The 25,081-nt window shown below is 42.7% G+C and carries 24 protein-coding genes and 1 riboswitch; of the genes, 20 read left to right on the top strand and 4 right to left on the bottom strand.

The window, feature by feature from the left end; all coding sequences use genetic code 11:
* Window positions 1-87: 87 nt before the first annotated feature.
* Window positions 88-375, bottom strand: coding sequence for a hypothetical protein (locus AB5754_RS04530; RefSeq protein WP_368251689.1), 288 nt, complete (start codon window positions 373-375; stop codon window positions 88-90).
* Window positions 375-650, bottom strand: a complete 276-nt coding sequence (locus AB5754_RS04535) for a hypothetical protein (RefSeq protein ID WP_368251690.1) — start codon at window positions 648-650, stop codon at window positions 375-377. Before AB5754_RS04535 ends, AB5754_RS04530 begins: the two co-directional genes overlap by 1 nt.
* Before the next feature lie 177 nt (window positions 651-827).
* Window positions 828-924, top strand: a riboswitch (purine riboswitch).
* A 65-nt stretch (window positions 925-989) separates the two neighbouring features.
* Between AB5754_RS04535 and AB5754_RS04540 the strand changes: the two genes are divergently transcribed.
* From AB5754_RS04540 to AB5754_RS04565, 6 genes are all read left to right on the top strand, one after another.
* Window positions 990-1,571 carry a xanthine phosphoribosyltransferase gene (locus AB5754_RS04540; RefSeq protein WP_311833350.1) on the top strand — a complete coding sequence of 194 codons (582 nt, stop codon included), beginning with the start codon at window positions 990-992 and terminating at the stop codon, window positions 1,569-1,571.
* Window positions 1,572-2,879 carry a nucleobase:cation symporter-2 family protein gene (locus AB5754_RS04545; RefSeq protein WP_368251691.1) on the top strand — a complete coding sequence of 436 codons (1,308 nt, stop codon included), beginning with the start codon at window positions 1,572-1,574 and terminating at the stop codon, window positions 2,877-2,879.
* 219 nt (window positions 2,880-3,098) lie between these two features.
* A complete protein-coding gene (purE, locus tag AB5754_RS04550) occupies window positions 3,099-3,587 on the top strand; it encodes a 5-(carboxyamino)imidazole ribonucleotide mutase (protein WP_368251692.1) in 489 nt (162 codons plus the stop codon).
* Entirely contained in the window at window positions 3,571-4,698 is a 1,128-nt protein-coding gene (gene purK, locus AB5754_RS04555) for a 5-(carboxyamino)imidazole ribonucleotide synthase (RefSeq protein ID WP_311833353.1), read from the top strand. The genes purE and purK overlap by 17 nt, the downstream gene beginning before the upstream one ends.
* 13 nt (window positions 4,699-4,711) lie before the next feature.
* On the top strand, window positions 4,712-6,010 hold the full coding sequence (purB, locus tag AB5754_RS04560; RefSeq protein ID WP_368251693.1) for an adenylosuccinate lyase: 1,299 nt from the start codon (window positions 4,712-4,714) through the stop codon (window positions 6,008-6,010).
* Between the two features lie 66 nt (window positions 6,011-6,076).
* Complete coding sequence (locus AB5754_RS04565; protein ID WP_368251694.1) at window positions 6,077-6,535, top strand: ASCH domain-containing protein; 459 nt, start codon at window positions 6,077-6,079, stop codon at window positions 6,533-6,535.
* 337 nt (window positions 6,536-6,872) lie between these two features.
* Here AB5754_RS04565 and AB5754_RS04570 read toward each other — a convergent pair whose 3' ends face one another.
* On the bottom strand, window positions 6,873-7,247 hold the full coding sequence (locus tag AB5754_RS04570; protein ID WP_368251695.1) for a hypothetical protein: 375 nt from the start codon (window positions 7,245-7,247) through the stop codon (window positions 6,873-6,875).
* Window positions 7,248-7,404: 157 nt separating this feature from the next.
* Between AB5754_RS04570 and AB5754_RS04575 the strand changes: the two genes are divergently transcribed.
* The 10 genes from AB5754_RS04575 (at window position 7,405) to purD (ending at window position 18,459) form a co-directional block, all read left to right on the top strand.
* Entirely contained in the window at window positions 7,405-8,427 is a 1,023-nt protein-coding gene (locus tag AB5754_RS04575) for a sugar kinase (protein ID WP_368251696.1), read from the top strand.
* A 268-nt stretch (window positions 8,428-8,695) separates the two neighbouring features.
* Window positions 8,696-9,403, top strand: coding sequence for a phosphoribosylaminoimidazolesuccinocarboxamide synthase (gene purC / locus AB5754_RS04580; RefSeq protein WP_368251697.1), 708 nt, complete (start codon window positions 8,696-8,698; stop codon window positions 9,401-9,403).
* 24 nt (window positions 9,404-9,427) lie between these two features.
* The gene (gene purS, locus AB5754_RS04585) at window positions 9,428-9,682 is read left to right on the top strand and encodes a phosphoribosylformylglycinamidine synthase subunit PurS (protein ID WP_010753564.1); all 255 of its coding nucleotides are present in this window, start codon (window positions 9,428-9,430) and stop codon (window positions 9,680-9,682) included.
* A 1-nt stretch (window position 9,683) separates the two neighbouring features.
* Entirely contained in the window at window positions 9,684-10,364 is a 681-nt protein-coding gene (gene purQ, locus AB5754_RS04590) for a phosphoribosylformylglycinamidine synthase subunit PurQ (RefSeq protein WP_368251698.1), read from the top strand.
* Entirely contained in the window at window positions 10,361-12,577 is a 2,217-nt protein-coding gene (gene purL, locus AB5754_RS04595; RefSeq protein WP_368251699.1) for a phosphoribosylformylglycinamidine synthase subunit PurL, read from the top strand. Before purQ ends, purL begins: the two co-directional genes overlap by 4 nt.
* Window positions 12,562-14,004, top strand: a complete 1,443-nt coding sequence (purF, locus tag AB5754_RS04600; RefSeq protein WP_368251700.1) for an amidophosphoribosyltransferase — start codon at window positions 12,562-12,564, stop codon at window positions 14,002-14,004. The genes purL and purF overlap by 16 nt, the downstream gene beginning before the upstream one ends.
* 15 nt (window positions 14,005-14,019) lie before the next feature.
* On the top strand, window positions 14,020-15,060 hold the full coding sequence (gene purM, locus AB5754_RS04605; RefSeq protein ID WP_368251701.1) for a phosphoribosylformylglycinamidine cyclo-ligase: 1,041 nt from the start codon (window positions 14,020-14,022) through the stop codon (window positions 15,058-15,060).
* Entirely contained in the window at window positions 15,057-15,632 is a 576-nt protein-coding gene (gene purN, locus AB5754_RS04610; RefSeq protein WP_368251702.1) for a phosphoribosylglycinamide formyltransferase, read from the top strand. The genes purM and purN overlap by 4 nt, the downstream gene beginning before the upstream one ends.
* Window positions 15,629-17,170 carry a bifunctional phosphoribosylaminoimidazolecarboxamide formyltransferase/IMP cyclohydrolase gene (purH, locus tag AB5754_RS04615; RefSeq protein WP_368251703.1) on the top strand — a complete coding sequence of 514 codons (1,542 nt, stop codon included), beginning with the start codon at window positions 15,629-15,631 and terminating at the stop codon, window positions 17,168-17,170. The genes purN and purH overlap by 4 nt, the downstream gene beginning before the upstream one ends.
* Window positions 17,171-17,205: 35 nt before the next feature.
* On the top strand, window positions 17,206-18,459 hold the full coding sequence (purD, locus tag AB5754_RS04620) for a phosphoribosylamine--glycine ligase (RefSeq protein ID WP_368251704.1): 1,254 nt from the start codon (window positions 17,206-17,208) through the stop codon (window positions 18,457-18,459).
* A gap of 108 nt (window positions 18,460-18,567) precedes the next feature.
* Here the strand turns inward: purD and AB5754_RS04625 are convergent, their stop codons facing one another.
* A complete protein-coding gene (locus tag AB5754_RS04625) occupies window positions 18,568-19,251 on the bottom strand; it encodes a lysostaphin resistance A-like protein (protein WP_368259483.1) in 684 nt (227 codons plus the stop codon).
* 212 nt (window positions 19,252-19,463) lie between these two features.
* Here AB5754_RS04625 and AB5754_RS04630 point away from each other — a divergent pair, with 212 nt between their 5' ends.
* The 4 genes from AB5754_RS04630 (at window position 19,464) to AB5754_RS04645 (ending at window position 25,051) form a co-directional block, all read left to right on the top strand.
* Window positions 19,464-20,378, top strand: coding sequence for an aldo/keto reductase family oxidoreductase (locus tag AB5754_RS04630; RefSeq protein ID WP_368251706.1), 915 nt, complete (start codon window positions 19,464-19,466; stop codon window positions 20,376-20,378).
* 317 nt (window positions 20,379-20,695) lie between these two features.
* Window positions 20,696-21,673 carry a GMP reductase gene (guaC, locus tag AB5754_RS04635; RefSeq protein WP_311833398.1) on the top strand — a complete coding sequence of 326 codons (978 nt, stop codon included), beginning with the start codon at window positions 20,696-20,698 and terminating at the stop codon, window positions 21,671-21,673.
* Between the two features lie 233 nt (window positions 21,674-21,906).
* Window positions 21,907-23,781: an AAA family ATPase gene (locus tag AB5754_RS04640; RefSeq protein ID WP_311833368.1), complete on the top strand. Its 1,875-nt coding sequence runs from the start codon at window positions 21,907-21,909 to the stop codon at window positions 23,779-23,781.
* Window positions 23,759-25,051 carry a guanosine 5'-monophosphate oxidoreductase gene (locus tag AB5754_RS04645; RefSeq protein ID WP_368251707.1) on the top strand — a complete coding sequence of 431 codons (1,293 nt, stop codon included), beginning with the start codon at window positions 23,759-23,761 and terminating at the stop codon, window positions 25,049-25,051. Before AB5754_RS04640 ends, AB5754_RS04645 begins: the two co-directional genes overlap by 23 nt.
* Window positions 25,052-25,081: the final 30 nt, after the last annotated feature.

Here is a 25,081-nt window from a genome sequence, read left to right on the forward strand (position 1 = left end):
TCCGAATCTTTTTTATCAATAAAAATTAAATGTTCGTTGTTTATCATTTAGGGAATACTTATGTCACGGTCCCTTTTAAGTTCACGATTAAAGGATAATCTGTTGGTCTTGTTCTTTAAAGCCGTAAATTGGCTTCACTTCGTTATGGGGCGTTTGTAAATAAAGGGACAGTCTGCGATGGGTCATTAAAATGGTCAATAAGTCTTTCATTGACAATGGGGCTGTGCGGATTTCGGAGATAAAAATCAACCCGATTTCTTGTTGCTGAATCCGGGTGATCGGCAGCATACGCTGTTTGTGGTATTGGGCAATGCCTTGTAAGTTTTGCTTTTTTTGCGGTAAGGTTAAAGCGGTTAAAAGTTCGCTAGCTTTCATCAATGACTCCCTCCATTGCGACTAGGATAAGGACTTAACTCAAAGTCTACCATCAGTTGAGTTTTGCCAAAAAGTCGATAACCCCTGACTATAAACTGTCCCCGAGCATTGACGTGACCCCAGATTATGGCTTTCATGCCCGGCTTTGCTTCTGAAAAGAAGTTTAAGACGTGACGCGCAATTAAGCAATGCTCTTCTTCTAATTGAAAATAGACTAAGGGAGGATCTGTGGCAATCAGTTTGATTTTTTTGATTTGACCTTGTTTTGTTGTCATGGGGCCAACCTCCTTATAAATCCAGAAAACAGACTTTTGTTATCTTCATTATACAAACAAACGTTCGTGTTGTAAAGTTTCAATTAAGGAAGTAAAATCCTGAAAAAATGATGAAAATCTGTTGCGACTTTTCAGGGAGGGTGTTATACTTTCCATCATAAATACCTGCCTAATTTGCGGGAAATATTGGATACTGCTTATATATCGTCGTAATTGGTCGACAGTCTCTACCCGATACCGTAAATATCGGACTATAAGCAAAAACGTGCACAGACACTTTTTTGCGACCCGTAAAAAGTGAATCTGTGTTTTTTTATAAATAATGAAGGAGTGTCAAAAATGAAGGAATTAACAGAACGCATTAAAGCGGATGGCCGCGTTTTAGGCGAAGGTGTCTTGAAAGTGGATAGTTTTGTGACCCACCAAGTAGACCCAGTTTTAATGGAACAAATCGGCCGGGCTTTTGCCAAAGTCTTTGCGGAAGCGAAAATCACCAAAGTAGTGACTATTGAAGCATCAGGAATTGCTCCTGCATTATATGCGGCCCAATATTTGCAAGTCCCCATGGTTTTTGCTAGAAAATCTAAAAGTTTAACCATGAATGAAGAATTACTAACTGCAGACGTTTATTCCTTTACTAAACAAGTTACGAGCACGATTTCCATCTCGCGGAAGTTCTTATCCGAAGAAGACAATGTGCTAATTGTGGATGATTTCTTAGCCAACGGTCAAGCGGCCAAAGGATTAATCGAATTGTGTCGCCAAGCCGGCGCTCACGTGGAAGGAATCGGCATTGTAATCGAAAAATCCTTCCAAGATGGTCGGGAATTGTTAGAACAAATGGGCTTAAAAGTGGTCTCATTAGCTCGAATTAAATCATTGTCAGCGGGGAACGTGGAGTTTTTGGAGGAGGATGCGTAAGTGAAGGAAAATCAGACAGGAAAAGCAGCCGTACTAGGTTTGCAACATTTATTGGCTATGTACGCCGGAGCTGTGGCGGTACCTTTATTAATTGGCACAGGCTTAGGCTTTAACGAAACTCAAATGACCTATTTGATTTCCATTGATATTTTTATGTGTGGCATTGCTACACTGTTGCAATTGACGGTGAATAAATTTTTCGGTATCGGCTTACCCGTTGTCTTAGGCTGTGCCATTCAAGCGGTAGCTCCTTTGATTTTAATTGGTAGTGACAAAGGGGTCGGCGCTATGTACGGCTCGATTATTGCGGCAGGGGTTTTCGTAGTATTAATCGCAGGCGTCTTTTCCAAAATTAAAAAATTATTCCCACCACTAGTGACCGGCACAGTAATTACAGTCATCGGATTGACCTTAATTCCCGTTGCCATTACAAAAATGGGCGGTGGGGATGCGACTGCAACAAGCTTTGGGGATCCGAATAATTTGATTTTGGCCTTTGTAACCATCGCTTTAATCATCGGCGTGCAAGTCTTTGCCAAAGGATTTATCCGTTCGATTTCAGTGCTGATTGGTTTAGTCGGCGGTAGTTTGTTGGCTTATTTTATGGGTATGGTGGACTTTGCGGCCATTGGTCATGCACCGGTATTTCACGTGCCACAACCTTTTTACTTTGGGAAACCGACCTTTGATATTTGGTCGATTTTATTGATGATTATCATTTCCATTGTCAGCATGGTGGAATCCACTGGGGTGTACTTCGCATTAGGCGACATCGTGGGCAAACCGATTAAAGAAGATGATCTGAAACGGGGCTATCGAGCAGAAGGTTTGGCAGTAGTTCTCGGCGGAATTTTCAATACCTTTCCTTATACTGGTTTTTCTCAAAACGTTGGTTTGGTACAACTTTCTGGTATTAAAACGAAAAAACCAATTTATTTTTCGGCGGCCTTCTTAATCATTCTGGGGCTATTTCCTAAGATCGGGGCTTTGGCCCAAATCATTCCGGAACCTGTTTTAGGTGGAGGGATGTTGATTATGTTTGGTAGTGTGGCGGTGCAAGGAATGCGCATGCTATCTAAAACTGACTTTACCAATGATAAGAACTTATTGATCATTGCGGTATCTTTAGGTTTCGGACTGGGCTTTAACGTCATGCCTCAACTTTTCGGCAAAATGCCTGAAACTTTGCAAATGTTTACGGGAAATGGCATTGTGATGAGTTCTCTTGCGGCGATTGTTTTGAATTTGATTTTTAATGGAGTGAAGGAAGAAGTCGTTTTAGAAGATCGGCAAACAGAAGCAATCTAGATAAAAAACTGTCAGGAAACTGGCAGTTTTTTTGTAGACTGTGATTGTCTTTCTAAACAGTTCTTGACAAAGAAAATGTATTCGGATAAAAGACGAATATTAAATGTAATATTGATTTTATCATTCGACATTCCTTTGACACTTTTCTTTTCCATTGCTAAAATAAAAGCAAATCAATGAGCTTAAAGGCTAACAGCCTGAGCGCAAAGGAGTAAAGGAATGGAAGCACAAGTGGCAGTCATCATGGGTAGCACTTCTGATTGGGAGACGATGCAATATGCCTGTGAAAGTTTGGATGAATTAGGAATTTCTTATGTAAAAAAGGTGGTGTCTGCCCACCGAACTCCGGATTTAATGTTTGAATTTGCGGAAACTGCCCGAGACAATGGCTTGAAAGTCATTATCGCAGGTGCTGGAGGAGCAGCTCATTTACCGGGAATGGTAGCGGCGAAAACCACATTGCCGGTAATCGGTGTGCCGGTGCAATCCCGAACATTAAACGGCTTGGATTCATTGTTGTCCATCGTGCAAATGCCTGGGGGAGTACCGGTGGCCACCACTGCCATTGGAAAAGCTGGCGCAACCAACGCCGGGCTACTTGCGGCGCAGATGCTTTCCATGTATGATTTAGATATTGCGCAGCGTCTTACCAGAAAGCGGGAAGAAATGCGCCAAACCGTAATGGAAAGTAGTGATCAACTTGGTTAAGGCATTAAAACCTGGTGCTGTCATTGGCATCGTAGGCGGGGGACAATTAGGACGAATGATGGCCATTAGCGCCAAAGAAATGGGTTTTCGAGTAGGAGTTTTGGATCCCACAGAAGATTGCCCGGCAGCTCAAGTGGCGGACTGGCATATTGTGGCGGCCTATGAAGATATTTTGGCTTTAGGAGAATTGGCCAAACGCTGTGAAGTCATCACCTATGAATTTGAAAATGTTAGTGTGGAAGCATTAAATAATATTTTGCCTTTTGCCAATGTGCCTCAAGGAACGGATTTGTTGGCAATTACCCAAGACCGTTTATTGGAAAAGAGCTTTTTAGAAGACAATAATGTAGTGATTGCGCCTTATGAAGTGGTAATCAATCCGACAGATATTCAAGATGCCATTGATCGTATTGGTTTTCCTTGTGTTTTGAAAACCACTCGAGGAGGCTATGACGGCAAAGGACAATACGTTTTATACAGTACAGCTGACTTAGCGCCTTCTATGAATTTACTGCGAGAAGGCACTTGTGAATTGGAAGCCTGGATTCCTTTTGAAAAGGAACTGTCGGTGATGGTAGCGGGGAATGGAGAAACGTATACCACTTTTCCAGTAGTGGAAAATATCCACCGAAACAATATTTTACATGAGACCATTGCGCCCGCTCGAGTGGCCCCAGAAGTGGCGGAAGAAGCGGCACGAATTGCCAAACAAATCGCCCAAGCACTAGATCTACGGGGCTGTTTGGCCATTGAGATGTTTTTGACGAAAGCCGGTGGCATTTACGTCAATGAACTAGCCCCTCGGCCTCATAATTCTGGTCATTACACCATTGAAGCTTGTAATCTGAGCCAATTCGACGCCCACATTCGAGGGATTTGTGGCTGGCCGTTGCCAAAAGTGAAATTGCTAAATGAAGCGGTGATGGTCAATATCTTAGGGGAACACTTGGAAGAAACCTATGATTTGATTGAGTTGAAGCCAAACTGGCAATTCCATTATTACGGCAAAAAAGAAGCAAAAACCGGACGTAAAATGGGACATATCACCATTTTGACGAATGATATGTATGAAACGTTAGAAGAAATCTACCAGACCGGAATCTGGGATTAAAAGGAGAACTGGCATGTTAGAACGTTATTCACGACCTGAAATGAGCAGTATTTGGACTGATCAAAATCGTTACCAAGCGTGGTTAGAAGTGGAAATTTTAGCCGATGAAGCCTGGGCGGAACTAGGAGAAATCCCCAAAGCAGATGTGGCGAAAATTCGGGAAAAAGCGACATTTTCCATTGACCGAATTTTAGAAATTGAAGAATCCACCCGCCACGATGTAGTAGCCTTTACCCGGGCAGTTTCCGAGTCTTTAGGCGAAGAACGAAAATGGGTGCATTATGGTTTGACCAGTACCGATGTGGTGGACACAGCTTACGGTTATTTATTAAAACAAGCCAACGATGTTTTACGAAAAGATTTGCAAAACTTTTTAGAAATCATCGCCAATAAAGCCAAAGAACACAAATACACTGTCTGCATGGGACGAACTCATGGGGTTCACGCTGAACCGACTACATTTGGTTTGAAATTAGCTACTTGGTATTCCGAAATGAAACGCAATATCGAACGCTTTGAACATGCGGCTCGTGGTGTGGAATCCGGCAAAATCTCTGGTGCAGTGGGAACCTTTGCCAATATCCCGCCATTTATTGAAGAATATGTCTGTGACAAACTTGGCATTCGGGCCCAAGAAATTTCTACTCAAGTTTTGCCCCGGGATTTACACGCGGAATATTTTGCCGCTTTGGCATTGATTGCCACGTCTATTGAACGTTTTGCTACTGAAATCCGTGGGTTGCAAAAATCTGAAACTCGGGAAGTGGAAGAATACTTTGCCAAAGGACAAAAGGGTTCTTCGGCGATGCCTCATAAACGCAACCCAATCGGTTCCGAAAACATGTGTGGCTTGGCTCGCGTGGTTAGAGGCCATATGTTAACGGCTTATGAAGATGTGCCATTGTGGCATGAACGGGATATTTCCCATTCTTCAGCAGAGCGAATCATCGTACCAGACACTACGATTTTGTTAAACTATATGTTGAATCGCTTTGGTAATATCGTCAAAAACTTGACGGTCTTCCCTGAAAATATGAAACGGAATATGAATGCGACGTTTGGTTTGATTTACAGCCAACGAGTGATGTTGAAATTAATCGACAAAGGCATGACCAGAGAAGCCGCTTATGATTTGGTTCAGCCTAAAACAGCTTTTGCGTGGGATCATCAAACAGCATTTAGACCGTTACTGGAAGAAGACGAACAGATTACTGCTGTTTTAAGTAATGAAGACATTGACGAAGCCTTTGATTACAACTATCATTTACGCAATGTGGATGAGATTTTTGCTCGAATTGGCTTAGGTGAATAAAAAATAAGAAATCAGAAATCAGCCAGGCCCACAATGGTCTGGCTTTTCTTTTAAGAGGAGTTTGGAATGAATGATGTAAAAGCTTTTTGGCAAAGATATCTCAGCACTGTAGATAAAGCACAGACGCAAGAGTATAAAGAGTGTTTTTTCTTTGGCTACAACGAAGAACTGGCCGCTTCTTTATTGGAGCTGGTGCTTTCCCGTCAAAAAACTGGGACTACTTCTAGCTATTTGGCATATGAATACGCCAATGAAGAACTACCAAAAGCAGGTGATTTGTCCATTGTGACCACCTGGGATGGGGTACCCAAAGGTGTGATTGAAACGACTAGAGTGGAAATTCTACCTTTTAATGAAATGACCTTTGAATTGTGCTCCCTAGAAGGAGAAGATGAAAATTTAGCTTCTTGGCAAGAAAATCACCGTCGAGCTTTTCAATTCAGCGGCGCAGAAGAAGGCTTTGTCTTTAGTGAAGAGATGTTGGTGGTTTTTGAAGTTTTTTCTGTAGTGTATCAAGAAAATTAAAAAAGGGACCGTGACATAAGTATTCCCTAAATGATATACAACGAACATTTAATTTTTATTGATAAAAAGATTCGGATGATAAAAAATTGTGACATTTTTTGTGGCTTAGTCCGAAGAGAGAACATTACCATACGTGAAAAGAGAAAAAGCGAATTACGTTGCCTTAGCTTGATGAAATCAAGGTTAGGCAGCGTTTAAGATTTTTAGCAATGAAAAGAAGGGTATCTTCCAATGATTTTTAATGGAAGATACCCTTCTTTTGCTTGCGTCTCACGTTTGGTATTGTTCGGTTCGTAGGACGGTGACCCAACTATTGTCACAGCATGTTTTTGATTTATTAAGCATAGAGGACTTGATGATAAGAAGGAGCCAGCTCTTGACGCAAGGCGTATAAGAGGGCTTCCACAAAGGAAAAGTCCCGTTCTTCAAAATTAAAGTACACTTTAAAATGGTAACGATTTTTAAAGAGATGTTGCTCGTGAGTTTGGGTGATTACCAACTCATCATTGTGTTGGTTGCGGTATTGCAAGGTTCGCTTGCGACATTCCACGGGATGCCGGTGCATTTTAAGCTTGTGCAAAGTATAAAAAGAGCGGTTCTTATTTTGGCGATAGACTTCTGCCACTGCTAAAAGATCATTAAGCAACTGCCGTTTGTCTTCTGGGGAAAGGGCACTTAAAAAACTTTCAATGGTTACTGATTTTTCTAGCATACGAAAATCCTCCTAAGCTTTCACCTTTACAATGGTAATATAGCAGAAAAAAAGTCGTTTGTAAACGCTTCATGAAAGGATCAAGAAATTTTAGTCCAGTTATTTCCTTTGTGCTATACTACTAAAGGTAGTGAAGAGATTTAAGGAGATGTTTTGAATGAAAGTTTTAACTTTCGGTGAAATGATGTTGCGCTTGAAACCAGAAGCCAATGAGCGGATTTTACAAGCGAATTCTTTTGAGGCAGCCTATGGTGGTGCTGAGGCGAATGTGGCGGTGTCTTTGGCTTTATTAGGCAATGACAGCCAATACTTGAGTAAGTTCCCTGATAATTTACTAGGGGATGCGGCGGTAGGCACTTTGCGACGTTACGGTGTAGATGCAAGTAAAGTTTTACGAGGAGCAGGCCGCCTAGGAATTTATTTCTTTGAAAAAGGTGCCAGCGTTCGTTCGACTAACGTGGTCTATGACCGAAAAGATAGTGCCTTGGCGAAAGTTAAGGCCAGTGAATTTAACTGGGAAAACTTGTTAAAAGACGTGGGGATGTTTTATTTTTCCGGGATTACGCCGGCAATTTCCCCAGAAACGGAACAAGCGGTAGTGGATGCTTGTGAATATTGTGTGGCCCATGAGATTCCTGTAGTCTGTGATTTGAACTATCGTGGGAAAATGTGGTCTGCGAAGACGGCTCAAAAAGTTATGGATCGCTTAATGCACTATGTATCCATTTGTATCGCCAACGACGAAGACTTTGAAGCGGCTCTAGGAATTAAAGCCTTCGATGGTAATATGGCAACTGGCATCAGCCAAAAAGAAAGCTTTAAAAAAGGAATGCTAGAAGTGACACGACGCTATCCTCGTTGCCAAACCGTAGCCAGTGTCTTGCGAGACATTCATTCAGTAGAAGACAGCCGTTGGATGGGCTTGTTATTGCAAAATGGTGAATTTAGTGAAAGCCCCGTCTATCAAATGCACGTGATGGAAGGGGTAGCAGCTGGGGATGCCTTTGGTGCGGGATTGGTTCATGGTGTGTTGCATGAATTTGACGACCAAGAAATGATTAACTTTGCCATTGCAGCAAGTGTGCTGAAATTAACCATTCAAGGGGATTTGAATTTGGTCTCTGAAAGTGAAATCCGTAATGTGATGCAAGCAGGTGGCGGAGCAAGTTTGAATCGCTAAGAAAAATCTTGTACCAAAGTGGCATGTGCGTGCCTTACCTTTTTAATCAGGAGAAATGCTTGTCGAAAATAAGCGATAGAAAGTAGCCGAGAATTTATTCTCGGCTTTTTTGTGTCCGTTTAAAACACGAACGATAACTGCGGTTTGTGAGAACAATATCAAGAATTTTATTGACCGCTAAATTTGGGCTTGTTACAATAAATGTGATAAAAAGACGAACGATTAAGCGGGTTTATGTAAGGTTCGTTAATTCTAAAAGAGGTGCGTCATGGAAAAACAGGAATTGCTCTATGAAGGGAAAGCAAAAAAACTATTTAAGACTGACCAACCAGGAGTCTTGTGGGTGGAGTATCTGGATCAAGCCACTGCCCTAAACGGTGTAAAAAAGGATGTGGTTGTGGGCAAAGGAGAACTAAACAATCAAATCACTTCTTTAATTTTTGAAGCCCTAAAAGCCGAAGAAATTCCTTCTCATTTTATCGAAAAGATTTCAAAAACCGAACAATTGGTCAATTCAGTGTCCATCATTCCCTTAGAGGTGGTGGTTCGGAACACGGCGGCGGGAAGTTTTTCCAAACGCTTGGATATTCCTGAAGGCACCAGCTTACCGTTTCCCGTTGTGGAGTTTTATTACAAAGAAGATCGTCTCGATGATCCTTTCATTAATGACGATCATGTATTGGCCCTAGAAATTGCAGAAAAAGAAGAGATTAAAGTCATCAAAAACTTGGCGCGTAAAGTCAATCAAGCATTGATCAAACTCTTTGCCAAAGCAGACATCAAATTAATCGACTTTAAAATTGAAGTGGGACGCACACCGGCTGGCACGATTTTATTAGCGGATGAAATCTCACCGGATACTTGCCGTCTGTGGGATATGAAGACAAACAGTCATTTAGACAAAGACATCTACCGTCGTGATTTAGGGGATTTGGTTCCCGTGTATCAAGAAGTATTGGCTCGCTTAAGCAAATAACCCATTAGAGAAAGGAATTTCATCATGTATTTCGTAAAAGTCTATGTAACGTACAAAGAATCAGTTTTGGACCCTCAAGGAGAAGCCGTTAAAGGTGCTGTGCATCGGATGGGCTATGAGGAAATTGAGGAAATCCGCATTGGCAAATACTTTGAAATCAAAGTGGCAAAATCAGATCGTCCGGTAGAAGAAATGATTGAAGCGGTCTGTGATAAATTATTAGCCAACGTCAATATGGAAACCTATCGTTTTGAAATCCTGGAGATGGAGGAAGCCTAAAATGAAATTTGCAGTGATTGTCTTTCCTGGATCCAACTGTGACATGGATATGTTATGGGCAATTCAAGAGATTATGGGAGCCGAGGCGGAATATGTCCGTCACGATGCCACAAGTCTGGAAGGTTTTGATGGGGTCTTGTTGCCTGGGGGCTTTTCTTACGGGGATTATCTTCGTTGTGGCGCCATTGCCCGTTTTTCACCGATTATGGCCGAAGTTATCCGCTTTGCCAAAGAAGGCAAACCAGTCTTTGGCACCTGTAATGGGTTCCAAGTTTTAACAGAAGCAGGACTGTTACCGGGGGCTTTGATTCGAAACAAGTCCTTACATTTTATTTGCAAAACCACACCCTTAAAAGTGGTGAACAATCAAACGAACTTTACCAGCGAATACGCCGAAAATGAAGTGATTCAAATTCCGGTAGCTCACGGAGAAGGAAATTATATTTGTGACGAAGAAACGTTAGCAGAATTAAAAGCCAACAATCAAATCGTCTTTACTTATGAAGAAGACATTAACGGCAGTATGGAAAATATTGCAGGTATCGTCAATAAACAAGGCAATGTTTTGGGGATGATGCCCCATCCGGAACGAGCGATGGAAGAGTTATTAGGCTCTGCTGACGGCAAGCGTTTCTTTGCTTCAATTTTGAAAAACTTTGGAAAGGTGTCTGTGACCAAATGACGAACTTAGAACCAACACCTCAAGAAATCAAAGATCAACGAATTTATGCACAATGGGGCTTAACCGATGAAGAATATCGCATGATTTCAGAAGATATTTTAAATCGTTTGCCAAACTACACGGAAACTGGTTTGTTTTCGGTAATGTGGAGTGAGCATTGTTCTTATAAAAATTCCAAACCGGTTTTACGCAAGTTTCCTACTGAAGGTCCCCAAGTCTTACAAGGACCTGGTGAAGGTGCCGGAATTGTCGATATCGGCGACGGACAAGCGGTGGTCTTTAAAGCAGAAAGCCACAACCACCCTTCTGCTGTGGAACCTTATGAAGGGGCAGCAACCGGTGTCGGCGGCATTATCCGGGATATCTTTTCCATGGGGGCGCGTCCCATTGCGGTACTAGACTCTCTGCGTTTTGGGGAATTAGATAATGATCGTACCAAATACTTAGTAGAAGAAGTGGTTGCCGGAATTTCTGGTTACGGCAACTGTATCGGCATTCCCACAGTAGGCGGAGAAGTCGCTTTTGATCCTTGCTATGCCGGCAATCCATTAGTTAATGCCATGTGTGTCGGCTTGATTGACCACAAAGACATTCAAAAAGGCCAAGCAAAAGGTGTGGGCAACGCCATTATGTACGTGGGGGCGAAAACCGGCCGGGACGGAATTCACGGGGCGACGTTTGCTTCAGAAGAATTTTCAGAAGGGGAAGAACAACAGCGTTCAGCAGTCCAAGTAGGGGATCCTTTTATGGAAAAACTCTTGTTGGAAGCTTGTTTGGAATTGATTTTAGACCACAGCGACATCTTAGTGGGGATTCAAGACATGGGGGCTGCGGGATTGGTTTCTTCTAGTTCCGAAATGGCTTCAAAAGCTGGTTCCGGTTTGAAATTGTACTTAGACGATGTGCCTCAACGGGAAACCGGCATGACACCTTACGAAATGATGCTCTCAGAATCCCAAGAACGGATGTTGATCTGTGTTAAAAAAGGTGCCGAAGACCAAGTGGTGGAACTCTTCCATAAATACGATTTAGACGCGGTAACCATTGGGGAGGTAACGGATGACGGGCAATACCGTTTGTATCACAAAGGTGTGGAAGTGGCAAACTTGCCTGTGGATGCTTTGGCAGAAGATGCGCCAACTTATTACAAAGAATACACAGAGCCGGCACGGATTAAAGAATTTGCGGCGATGAAAGATTTCAAGCCGGTGGTAAATGATGCTACGGCGACTTTTATCGCGTTATTGCAACAACCAACCATTGCTTCGAAAAAATCAATTTACGAAACCTATGACGCTCAAGTGCGCACCAATACGGTAGTTTTACCCGGCTCTGATGCAGCAGTTTTGCGGGTACGGGGAACCAATAAAGCTTTAGCCATGACCACCGACTGCAATGCTCGCTATCTTTATTTGAATCCTGAAATCGGCGGTCAAATTGCAGTAGCGGAAGCGGCTCGTAATATCGTGGCTAGTGGCGGACAACCCTTAGCCATTACTGACTGTTTAAACTACGGTTCTCCAGACAAACCTGAAGGCTTCTGGGAATTGTGGACTTCGGCAGACGGGTTAGCGGAAGCTTGTCGCACATTGAACACGCCGGTAATTTCCGGGAATGTATCCATGTACAATGAAACAGACGGCAAAGCGATTTACCCAACACCGATGATCGGCATGGTGGGTCTGGTTAAAGAATTGGCACATGTGACCACCCAAGACTTTAAAGAAAGTGGGGATTTGGTTTATGTCTTAGGGGAAACCCGAGGAGACTTTAACGGTTCTGAATTGCAAAAAATGCAACTGGGGCGCATTGAAGGTCGTTTAATGGACTTTGACTTAGCCCAAGAAAAAGCCCATCAAGATTTGGTGTTACAAGCCATTCAAGCAGGGGTCGTAGCCAGTGCCCATGACTGTTCAGAAGGGGGCTTGGCCGTGGCTTTAGCAGAAAGTTGTTTTAAAAACAATCTTGGTCTTAAAGCGACACTGGACATGCCAAAAGAAAATTTCTTCTCAGAAACCCAGTCACGCTTCGTACTTTCAGTTAGACCGGCCGATCAAGCAGCCTTTGAAGCGTTGGTACCACAAGCGGTACTGGCAGGAGAAGTCGTGGACAATGGTGTGATTACCATCAATGGAAATAATGGGGCAATCAGTCTAAATACTAGCACTGCCAAGGAATTATGGGAGGAAGCCATTCCATGTCTTATGAAGTAAAAAGTTTAAATGAAGAGTGTGGGATTTTCGGTGTGTGGGGACATCCGGAAGCGTCTAGCGTGACTTATTTCGGTCTGCATTCTTTGCAACACCGGGGGCAAGAAGGAGCCGGCATCGTTTCAAATGATGCCGGAGTACTGCATGGTTATCGTGATTTAGGCTTATTATCAGAAGTTTTTAAAGATGATCGGGACTTGCAAAAATTAAAGGGCAATGCGGCGATTGGCCACGTGCGTTATGCCACAGCGGGTAATGGCAGTGTGGACAATATCCAGCCTTTTCTCTTTAAATTTTACGATTGTTCCTGTGGCTTGGCCCACAATGGCAATTTGACCAATGCCAAAAGTTTACGACGAGAATTAGAAGCCGATGGTGCAATTTTTCATTCCAACTCGGATACGGAAATTTTAATGCACTTGATTCGTCGTTCTCGGGCTACGACTTGGTTAGATAAACTAAAAGAAGCCCTAAATACCGTTCAAGGGGGCTTTGCTTACATCCTCATGCGGGAAGACTGCATGGTAGCGGCCCTTGATGCCAATGGCTTTCGACCGCTAGCAATTGGTCAGATGAAAAACGGCGCCTATGTAATTGCTTCTGAGACCTGTGCTTTAGAAGTAATCGGCGCGGACTTTGTGCGAGATGTGCAGCCGGGAGAAATCATTATTATTAATGACGAAGGTTTTACGGTGGATCACTTTACCACCGATACCCAACACGCCATTTGTTCCATGGAATACATTTACTTTGCCCGCCCGGATTCTAATATTGCTGGTGTCAATGTCCACACCGCCCGGAAAAACATGGGCCGGATTTTGGCTCAAGAAGCGCCAGTTGATGCGGATATGGTCATCGGCGTACCTAATTCTTCACTGTCTGCTGCCAGTGGTTATGCTGAAGCTTCAGGGATTCCTTACGAGCAAGGTTTGGTAAAAAATCAATACATCGCCCGGACGTTTATTCAGCCCACTCAGGAATTGCGAGAACAAGGGGTGCGCATGAAGCTTTCAGCCGTGCGGGGAGTGGTCGCCGGTAAAAAAGTGATTATGGTGGATGATTCCATTGTCCGGGGCACGACCAGTCGACGGATTGTTCAGCTGTTAAAAGAAGCCGGGGCCTTGGAAGTTCACGTGCGGATTGCGTCGCCACCATTGAAATATCCTTGTTTTTACGGCATTGATATTCAGACTAGAAAAGAACTGATTGCCGCCAATCACACAGTAGATGAAATTCGGGAGTGTATCGGGGCGGCTTCTTTAAGCTTTTTAAGTGAAGAAGGCTTGATTGAAGCCATTGGGTTGGATTTTGATGCACCTTACTCTGGTTTGTGTATGGCTTATTTCAACGGAGACTATCCAACGCCGCTGTACGATTACGAAGAACAATATCAGGCTTCCTTAAAAGAAAAAGTCTCATTTTTTAACTAAGAAAAGAGGAAAATCATGGCAAACGCATATCAAAGAGCCGGAGTGGATGTAGAAGCCGGCTATGAAGTAGTGGAGCGAATCAAAAAACATGTGAAAAAAACTGAACGCCTCGGTGTCATGGGAGCCATTGGCGGCTTTGGTGGTTGCTTTGATTTAAGCCAATTTGCAGTCAAAGAACCGGTTTTGATTTCAGGTACCGATGGGGTGGGCACGAAATTAATGCTAGCCATCCAAGCCGACAAACACGACACCATTGGCATTGACTGTGTGGCCATGTGTGTCAATGACATTGTGGCCCAAGGTGCAGAACCGCTGTATTTTCTAGATTATATTGCCACTGGCAAAAACGTGCCGGCTCGCTTGGAACAAGTAGTGGCGGGAGTTGCTAGTGGTTGTGTGGAAGCTGGGGCTGCCTTAATCGGCGGTGAAACGGCAGAAATGCCGGGCATGTATGACGAAGCAGACTATGATTTGGCAGGCTTTGCGGTGGGGATTGCTGAAAAAAGCCAGTTGGTCACAGGGGATAAAATCAAAGCCGGGGATGTTTTATTAGGACTTACCAGCTCTGGGGTTCATTCCAATGGTTTTTCCTTAGTCCGAAAAGTTTTCTTTGAGCAAAATGATTTTACCCTCACGAGTCAGTTGCCAGAATTTGAGGGGCAAACCTTGGGAGAAGTTTTATTGACCCCAACCCGGATTTATGTGGAGACGTTGTTGCCATTAGTCAAAGCCGAGTTAGTCAATGGGATTTCTCATATTACCGGCGGCGGCTTTGTGGAAAATATTCCCCGGATGTTGCCAGAAGGCCTTAGTGCAGAGATTACCTTAGGCACATGGCCAGTCTTGCCAGTTTTCGATGCTTTGGCAAAATACGGCGAAATTCCAGAGATGGAAATGTATGAAATCTTTAATATGGGCATCGGTATGGTCTTAGCTGTGACTCCAGAAAAGGTTGCCGCGGTAAAAGAAAACTTGACAAAACTAGGGGAAGTGTGCTACGAGATTGGTCAAGTGACTAAAAATCCGGCGGCTATCACCTTTAAGGGGTCACTATGAGATTTGCGGTGTTAGCTTCTGGTAATGGAAGCAATTTTGAAGCCATTGTCAAGGCTTGGGAAGCGGGGGAAATCCCCGGAGAATTAGCCATGGTGTTTGCCAATCACCACGAAGCCTTTGTTTTACAGCGAGCTAACAAGCATCAGATCCCGTCTTTTAGTTTTACGGTGAAAGAACAAGGGAGCAAGGAAGCCTATGAAGCCGCCTTACTGGAGTTATTGCAAGAACAAGCAATTGATTTTGTGATTTTAGCCGGTTACTTGCGGATTTTAAGTAAAGACATTATCGAAGCTTTTCCGAAGCGGATTTTAAATATTCATCCTTCTTTACTGCCAAGTTTTCCCGGCCTTCACGGGATTCAAGAAGCTTTTGACTATGGAGTGAAAATCACCGGTGTTACCGTGCATTATGTGGACTGTGGCCTAGATACTGGGCCGATTGTAGCCCAAGAAGCAGTTCTGGTGGAAAAAGCCGATACTTTAGCAAGTTTAGAAGCCAAAATTCATCAAGTGGAGCATCAGCTCTATCCGAAAGTGATCGCCGAATGTTTAAAAAAGGAGAGTAATTCATGAAAAAACGTGCACTGATTAGTGTTTCTGATAAAACTGGCGTAGTAGACTTTACCAAAGGTCTGGTTGCAGCGGGACTGGAAATCATTTCTACGGGAGGAACTAAAAAAGCCTTAGACGAAGCTGGTGTCGCTACCTTAGCCATTGAAGAAGTCACCGGTTTTCCGGAAATGATGGATGGCCGGGTCAAAACTTTGCATCCAAAAATTCACGGCGGGCTTTTAGGTCGCCGGGATTTAGCTAGCCACATGGAAGCTATGAAAAAACATGACATTACCGAAATTGATGTGGTGGTAGTGAACCTGTATCCTTTTAAAGAGACCATTGAAAAGCCAGAGGTAACGGAAGCCGATGCCATTGAAAACATTGATATCGGTGGTCCTTCTATGTTGCGTTCGGGGGCAAAAAACTTTGCTTCTGTGGCGGTAGTGGTGGATCCTCTTGATTACGCCTTAGTCTTAGAAGAATTACAAAACGGGGGCACGACATTAGCCACTCGCAAATATTTAGCAGCCAAAGTCTTCCGCCATACTGCGGCTTACGATGCGTTGATTGCCGGCTACTTAACCGACTTAGTAGGGGAAAAAGAGCCAGAAAAATTGACCTTGACCTATGATTTGAAGCAATCTTTACGCTATGGGGAAAACAGCCATCAAAACGCTACTTTTTATCAAGACGCACTACCGGTTTCTTATTCCATTGCCCAAGCCAAACAACTTCACGGCAAGGAATTGTCTTACAACAATATTAAAGATGCGGATGCTGCTTTACGAATTGCTAGAGAATTCAGTGAACCCACAGTGGTGGCATTAAAACACATGAACCCTTGTGGCATCGGTACCGGTGAGACCATTGAAGCGGCTTATGACTACGCCTATGCTGCCGATCCAGTGTCCATTTTTGGCGGGATTTTAGTGGCCAATCGCCCCATTGATCTGGCTACGGCGGAAAAAATGCACAAACTCTTCTTGGAAATCATCATTGCCCCTTCCTTTGATGAAGCGGCTTTTGATGTCCTTAGTGCTAAGAAAAACCTACGCTTGATGACATTAGACTTTAGTCAAAAAGATCATAGTACGGCCAGTGAAAAAGTTTCAGTTTTAGGGGGACTTTTAGTCCAAGACCAAGATGTGCTAGCTGAAAAGGCAGAGGATTGGGAAGTGGTTACCAAACGCCAACCTACTAAAGAAGAGCGTAAAGCCCTGGAATTTGCTTGGAAAGCCGTGAAACACGTGAAATCCAATGCCATTGTGGTGGCCAATGAACATCAAACAGCCGGCATTGGTGCCGGTCAAATGAACCGGGTAGGCTCAGTGAAAATTGCCATTCAGCAAGCCGAAGAAGCTGGCTTACTAGAAGGCGCAGTCTTAGCCTCAGACGCATTCTTCCCTATGGCTGACAGCGTAGAATATGCAGCGGCTCATGGGATTAAAGCCATTGTGCAACCTGGAGGCAGTATCAAAGATCAGCTTTCCATTGAGGCAGCAGATGAAGCCGGGATCGCCATGGTCTTCACCAAGGTGCGCCATTTTAGACATTAAACTAGTGTAGGGTGTTTTGAAAGGAGCGGGAATTGTTGAAATTACTCGTGGTAGGAAGCGGCGGTCGGGAGCATGCCATCGCCAAAAAATTAAAAAATGATCCTAAAGTCAGTATGGTCTTTTGTGCTCCCGGCAATCCCGGGATGCAGACTGATGGCATTGAACGGGTGGCGATACAAGAAAGCGACCACCAAGGGTTGATTACTTTCTGTCAAAAAGAAGCCATTGATTGGACTTTTGTGGGACCAGAAGCTCCACTAGCCGCCGGCATTGTGGATGATTTTGAAGCAGCAGGACTAAAAGCCTTTGGGCCGAAAAAAGCCGCTGCCAAAATCGAAGGTTCCAAGGACTTTGCCAAACAAATTATGCTGAAAAATCAAATTCCTACAGCGAAACATCAGACATTTACGGAATTTGAAGCAGCCAAAGCCTATGTAATCGCCCAAGGTGCGCCAATTGTGATCAAAGCCGATGGACTAGCAGCCGGAAAAGGCGTCGTAGTGGCCGAAACGACAGATCAAGCCATTGCGGCATTGTCAGAGATGTTAGAAGACAATAAATTTGGTGACAGCGGTGCTCGGGTAGTGGTGGAAGAATTTTTAGCCGGAGAAGAATTTTCTTTGTTGGCCTTTGTGCGCAATGAAAAAGTCTATCCCATGGTGATTTCCCAAGACCACAAACGAGCTTACGACGGTGATTTAGGCCCCAATACCGGGGGGATGGGAGCTTATTCACCAGTACCGCAAATTCCAGTGGAAATGGTAGCACAGGCGGTAACAGAAATACTGGAACCAGCAGCTTTAGGCATGATTAAAAACGGCACACCTTTTACCGGGATTTTGTATGCCGGCTTAATCGCCACTAAAGAAGGAGCCAAAGTCATTGAATTTAACGCTCGCTTTGGGGATCCAGAAACCCAAGTGGTCCTGCCTCGTTTAACCAGCAGTCTAGCAGACATCATCACAGCATTGTTACAAGACGAAGAACCGGTTTTGACTTGGAGCGAGGAGGCAACTTTTGGTGTAGTAGTAGCGGCAGAAGGCTATCCTGGAACTTATGAAAAAGGAATGGTCCTACCTAAAATCGCCAATTCCGAGGTAGCGGTTTATTATGCCGGAGTAGCAGAAGAGAAAAATCAGCTGGTGGCCAATGGAGGACGGATTTTCTTAGTGGAAGCACAGGGAGAAACTTTGTCAGAAGCTCGCCAAAAAGTTTATCACACTTTAGCTGTAGCAGACTTGCCTAAGATGTTTTATCGCAAAGACATTGGGGCAAAAGCGCTGAAATAGGCTTAACAATTGAAAAGACCAGCCACTTCCATTTTTCCGCTGAAGTGGCTGGTCTTTTTGTTTGCTGTTTAGTACGGGTGTAAGCAGTGTTCCATCGATTGCAGTGGGTTATTTCATGGTAATCCCTTGGAAAATCATGACCAAGGCGGGCCAGACGATATTCATGGAATTAAACATCCAGTGGGTGAATATTGAACCCCAAATATTATCGTAAAAGAAGTAAATCAAGGCAAAGTAACCGCCTAGAATCATATAAGGAATGGTTTGAACCACATCAAAGTTAAAGTTAGCCAAGTGAGCCAAACCAAATAAAGCAGAAGAGACAAAGAACATAATCACTTTCAAAGTGCGTTGGTTGATTTTGCCAAAAAGCAAATAACGGAAAGTGATTTCTTCAGCAAAAGCGGCTAAAAACGGTGGAATTGCGGTGATCAAAATATTGATACCACTGGAAATCAACAGTTGTTTTGTACTGATAGTCAAACTTTCCATTCCAAATCGAGTCCATTTTAAAACCAGGGCGGCCAAAAAGACTAACCCGATATTAATTAAAAATTTCAGCCATCCCCATTTCGTCCAATACAAACGCCATTGGCTAGCCAGAAATTTACGAAAGCTGATGATGGTAATTAAAAAAGCTACAATTGCTAAAAAAATGACCAGAGCTAATGAAAAATTAGGGCTTGCTTTAATAGCTGGGATTTTTCCTAATAGATTTCCTAAGATCATTTCCATGGGGATGATGAGTAGTGCCCAAAACTCTTTTGGGGAATTTTTAACGTTATTTTCCATATTTAATCCGTCCTTTTTTGAAAAAATTTTATTGCTGTGATGACTATACCAATAAATGAAGTATAACACTGAGATTATGCTCTTAATTATCGTTTTTTTTGATAGATTCAGAAAATAGCGATTTTCTATCGGTAGATAATCAGCGAGATTTGAACGCCTTTTTGCTTAATTATGCTACACTAAAGGAGAAATCAATCGAAGGAGGAAAAAACATGAAACAAGTCAATTTAGGCCCTAATGAGATTGGAGTTCCCGCTGTAATCTTAGGCTGCATGCGAATTACGGAGGCGAAAGATCCAGTGGCAGTCATTGAAACCGCCATGGCAAACGGGATTAATTTCTTTGACCATGCGGATATTTATGGCGGGGGAAAATGTGAAACGATTTTTGCCGAGGCCTTTGCCCAAACCCAGTACAAACGAGAAGATATTTTCTTACAGTCAAAATGCGGCATTGTCCCTGGTGTGATGTATGATTTTTCCAAAGAGCATATCATCCAATCTGTAGAAGATAGCTTGAAACGCTTGAAAGTCGATTATTTGGATAGTTTATTATTGCACCGTCCTGATACTTTAATGGAACCAGAAGAAGTAGCGGCGGCTTTTGATCAATTGGCGGCAGCAGGCAAAGTCAAATACTTTGGTGTCAGCAATCAATACTCCCGTCAAATTGAATTATTGCAAAAATATGTACGTCAACCGCTGATTATTAACCAGTTGCAATTTGGCGTGATGCACACAGGCATGGTGGATTTTGGTCTCCATGTGAATATGACAGATCCAAGAAGTGTCGATCATGATGATGGGGTTTTGGAATTTTCCCGCATGAATGACATGACCATTCAAGCTTGGTCACCTTATCAGTACGGGTTCTTTGAAGGGGTCTTTGTGGACAATGACAAGTTCCCGGAATTAAATAAAGTCTTAGAAGAGATGGCAGACAAATACCACACCACGAAAACAGGAATTGCTTCTGCGTGGATTTTGCGTCATCCAGCCAATATGCAAGTGATTGCTGGCACCATGAATTTAGGCCGGATTGAAGAAATCGCCAAAGCTAGTGAGGTCGTCTTAAGCCGAGAAGACTGGTACGGGATTTATTTAGCAGCGGGGAATGATTTGCCTTAAAAATTTTACAAAGAACATTTGAAATGAGACCGATTCCTTTTTCAGGAGCGGTCTTTTTTGTGGGTTGAAGTAGTAGATTGGAGGAAATAAGCTCTTTTGGCTTTTCTTTTAGTAAAACAAGATTTTCGGTTTTTTCATCAAATCATCAGTAAGTTTGGGAATGAAAAGAGTAAAACCCGAACATTATGCTTTAATAAACTCATTTTGCAAGGAAATTCTATTGCTTTCTCTAAAATTCTGCGCTACAGTACTATGGGCATTGAAATGGAATGCCTTACTAAATGTGATAAACACGGAGGATGGTTTGCATGTTTGATATGAAAGTTTTTGATTACGAAGATATCCAATTGATTCCCAATAAATGTATCGTGAACAGTCGTTCTGAATGTGATACGACGGTGACATTAGGCAAGCATAGTTTCCGCATGCCAGTAGTACCGGCAAATATGCAGACGATTGTGGATGAAAAAATTGCTACTTTTTTGGCAGAAAATAACTATTTTTATATCATGCACCGTTTTGATGAAGCGGGCCGGATTCCCTTTATTCGTAAAATGCAGGCACAAAACCTGATTGCTTCCATCAGCGTGGGGGTAAAAGAAGGGGAATATGCCTTTGTGGAAGAACTGGCAGCACAAAATTTGGTGCCAGATTACATCACCATTGACATTGCCCACGGTCACTCAAATAGCGTCATCAATATGATTCAACACATTAAAAAACACTTACCCGATACTTTTGTCATTGCCGGAAACGTGGGGACACCAGAAGCCGTACGGGAATTAGAAAACGCCGGAGCAGATGCAACGAAAGTCGGCATTGGACCGGGGAAAGTTTGTATCACCAAGATTAAAACCGGTTTTGGGACTGGTGGCTGGCAGTTGGCGGCCTTACGCTGGTGTGCCAAAGCTGCCCGTAAACCGATTATTGCAGACGGCGGCATTCGGACTCACGGGGATATTGCTAAATCTGTCCGCTTTGGAGCAACCATGGTGATGATTGGTTCCTTATTTGCGGGTCATGAAGAATCTCCAGGGGACACTAAAGTAGAAGACGGCGTGGTTTACAAGGAATACTTTGGCTCTGCTTCTGAGTTTCAAAAAGGAGAAAAACGGAATGTGGAAGGCAAGAAAATTTGGATTCCTTACAAAGGTTCTTTAAAAGACACTTTAGTCGAAATGCAGCAAGACTTGCAGTCCTCGATTTCTTATGCAGGTGGCAAAGATTTAGAAGCCATTCGCAAAGTGGACTATGTGATTGTGAAAAATTCCATTTTTAATGGGGATACGATTTGAAATAACTAGCCTGTCATGCGCTTTTAAAAACGCTATGACAGGCTTTTTTTGTCTGGGAAGGTGGAGTGGGGAACTTTTGGCTCATAACTACATTTTTATTAATAGGAAAGTTAGCTGTGGTAAAATAATCCATAGGTGACTGAATAGACGAAAAAGGTGATGGAATACGAATGGTTGTGAATTTGGAGTATTTTTCAAAGTGGTATCTGGCAAACAAAGAGGAAGAATTAAAAGTGGCCAATGAGTGGAAAATCCGGAATCGAAAGTTGACGGAAGAATTTTTGGCTGAGTGGCCTTTAGAAAGGCTACAGACTATGACAATTGATGAGTATGTTACCGGTAAAGGTGGACAGAACAAATCGCTTTGTTATGAATTGGAAAACGGAAAGTACGCAGAGATGTATTTGGGAATCAGAGGTGCTGGAAAATTTGGGATTTATTGGAACAAAAAGAAACAAGCATACTGTGATCAAAAAAATCAAGTAATTACTGAAAGCCAGCTGCCAGAAAAGTTTGCTGAATTGAAAAGTGATTTACTAGCAATTATTCATGCCGGTATTTCACAAGATTTTGCGGGTGAAGCTTTTAGTGCTAACAATATTTTTTACAATCAGGCAGCAATCACTACCAAGCTATTGTGTGTTTATACCAAAGGACGTTTGTTTTCTGGAGTGAATATGAAAAAAAGACCGGATCAACAAGAAGTTTGGAGCAAGCTATCCCCCTTGGAAAATCCTGGGGGCATTTATAAGCAAAATGTTAAGATTACTACTGGAATATTGGCAAAGCACGAAGAATTAGATGGTCAATTGCTCAGTCGAATTTTTTGGAGTTATCGCAATGCCGTGTTGACTGATGGGACAGGAGTGGAAAAAGAAAAAATGACAAGCTATCAAAATCCATATTCAAACCAACTGATTGCGGCTAAAAATCTGATTTTCCGTGGGGCACCGGGAACAGGGAAAACCTATTTAGCACAAGAAGTTGCGGCAGATATTGTATCAAATGGACGAACAACGGCTATCGATAAACTGAGCCAAGAAGAACAAAATCGCATTGGCTTTGTCCAATTTCACCCCAGTTATGATTATACCGATTTTGTAGAAGGATTACGGCCGACTACTTCCGAGGATGGCGTGGTGAATTTTACTTTAAAAGCAGGAAGTTTTAAAGCTTTTGTGGAACAAGCACTGGACGTTCCAGTCATGGACGGGCAAGATAATTTTGAAGAAGCCTGGGAAAAATTTTTTGAAGCAGTTACAGAAGCCAGTGGGACAGGAACAGGTTATAATCAGCTGACAACATTGACAGGTAAGCCAGTGCGCAACCTTTTAGCTTATGAACGCAATGAAATGCAAGGTGTTTATCCCGCTGAAACGACCACATATTTAAACCATGACCAAGTTTATAACGTCTATCGAGGATTGCCCGGAACTCCTAAAAAAGGATTTGATGCCTATCGTAAGGCAATCGTGGAACATTTAAAGCAAAACTTTGGCCTGAAGGAATATATTCCAGCCACAAAAAACACTGAAAATCTGCAAAACTATGTCTTTATTATTGATGAAATCAATCGAGGAGAAATTTCTAAAATTTTTGGAGAGCTATTTTTCTCTCTTGATCCTGGATATCGAGGCAACAAAGCTGGAGTTTACACGCAATACGCGAACCTCCATAAGAATCCTGAAGAAAAATTCTATATTCCGAAAAATGTCTATCTAATCGGTACCATGAATGATATTGATCGTTCTGTGGACACTTTTGATTTTGCGATGCGACGGCGCTTTACTTTCTTAGAAGTTACTGCCGAAGCATCGGCAGAAAAGATGCTGAAACAAGCAGCAACGAAGCAATTGATGGAACGACTAAACAAAGCAATTGTGAGTAAAAATGGTGGCGGACTTTCTGAAGATTATCAAATCGGTGCTAGTTATTTTATTGGAGTGGATCAAGGAACTGAAACCACAGAAGTACTGTGGCAGTCTAAATTGGCACCTTTGTTAAAAGATTATTTCCGTGGAGAATATAAAGCTACGGAAAAATTGGCGAACTTGAGTAAAGCCTACTTTATGTTGGAGGATTCAGATGAGACTGGAAACATTGTATGATAACCAAATAGTCCCTGAAACAATCGCTCAACACTCAATTGTGACCAGTTTACTAAATCGGGACTTGGCTAGTTTGGACAAAGAAAACTTTATCATTTTTCCCCAACAAGTATCCCAGTCAGCTGACCTTGATTCGGATAAGCTGATCTTTCAGTCGAGAAATGGCAAAACTTGGACAGGAAACATTGTGGGGGTGCTAAGTGATGGGGAAGATGAGTTGGCTATTCATTCCCGCTTCACTAATCAGCTCACGAAAGATGATTTCTTTTTACGTTATATGTTGCAACGAGTTTTGCATTACAATGTGACAGAAAACAAGCTAGCTAGTTCATCTCAACAGTCCTACTACGATTTGTTGGTGTTTCTTTTTCCTTACTACTTGAACAAAGCGGTGGGAAAAGGCTTGTACAAAGAGTATGTCAAGCAACAATACAATGACACCAATGTAAAAGGTGCCATCGACATTTCTCAACAAATCCGCAGTAATATTCCTTTCGTAGGAAAAGTAGCCTATCGTACCCGAGAGTTTCGCTATGATAATCCTTTGACTCAGTTAGTTCGCCACACTATTGAGAAGATCCAAAAGGAGTATCCTTTCTTGTTGCAAGAAAATAAGAAAAGCAGAGAAAATGTTCGCTTGCTTCGACAGGAAACAGCGAGTTATTCCCCCTTGAAACGACTAGATGTACTTCAAGAGAATCTGTTAAATCCAGTTAGACATAGTTATTTTGAAGCTTACTCTTCATTGCAACGGATTTGCATTCAAATTTTATCGGAAGAAAAAGCCGGTTTTGGTAATGATGATCAGCAGGTTCATGGAATTGTGATTGATGTAGCTTGGCTGTGGGAGGAATACATTGACAAGGTTACGGGGTGGAAGCATTATGGCAGGAAAAGAGATTTAGCCACCATGCATTTATTCAAACAACCAAAGTCTTCCCCTCGCTATCCGGATTTTGTTGATAAGGGGATACCGATTGACACAAAATACAAACGAAAAATCGATACCCGTAATGATTACAATCAGTTGACTACCTATCTTCATATTTTAAGTGAAATACCCGCAGAAAAGAGACGGGGTGGCTTTTTGCAACCCACAGATGATTGGCATAGCAAAGCGCAAGGGTATGAAAAAATAGGTACGCTCAGTGGTTTAGGAGGAGAGCTATTCACCTATCGCTTTTACATTCCCCAAACTGCTGAGAGTTATGAGTTATTTGTGGAAGAAATTCACAAAATCGAGAAACGACTGAAAGAGGCGTTTAACTAAAATAAAACCGCCTAGCGAAAAGTTAGGCGG

The organism is Enterococcus sp. 2201sp1_2201st1_C11_2201SCRN_220225 (genome assembly GCF_040925905.1).
GTDB lineage: Bacteria > Bacillota > Bacilli > Lactobacillales > Enterococcaceae > Enterococcus_C > Enterococcus_C asini_A.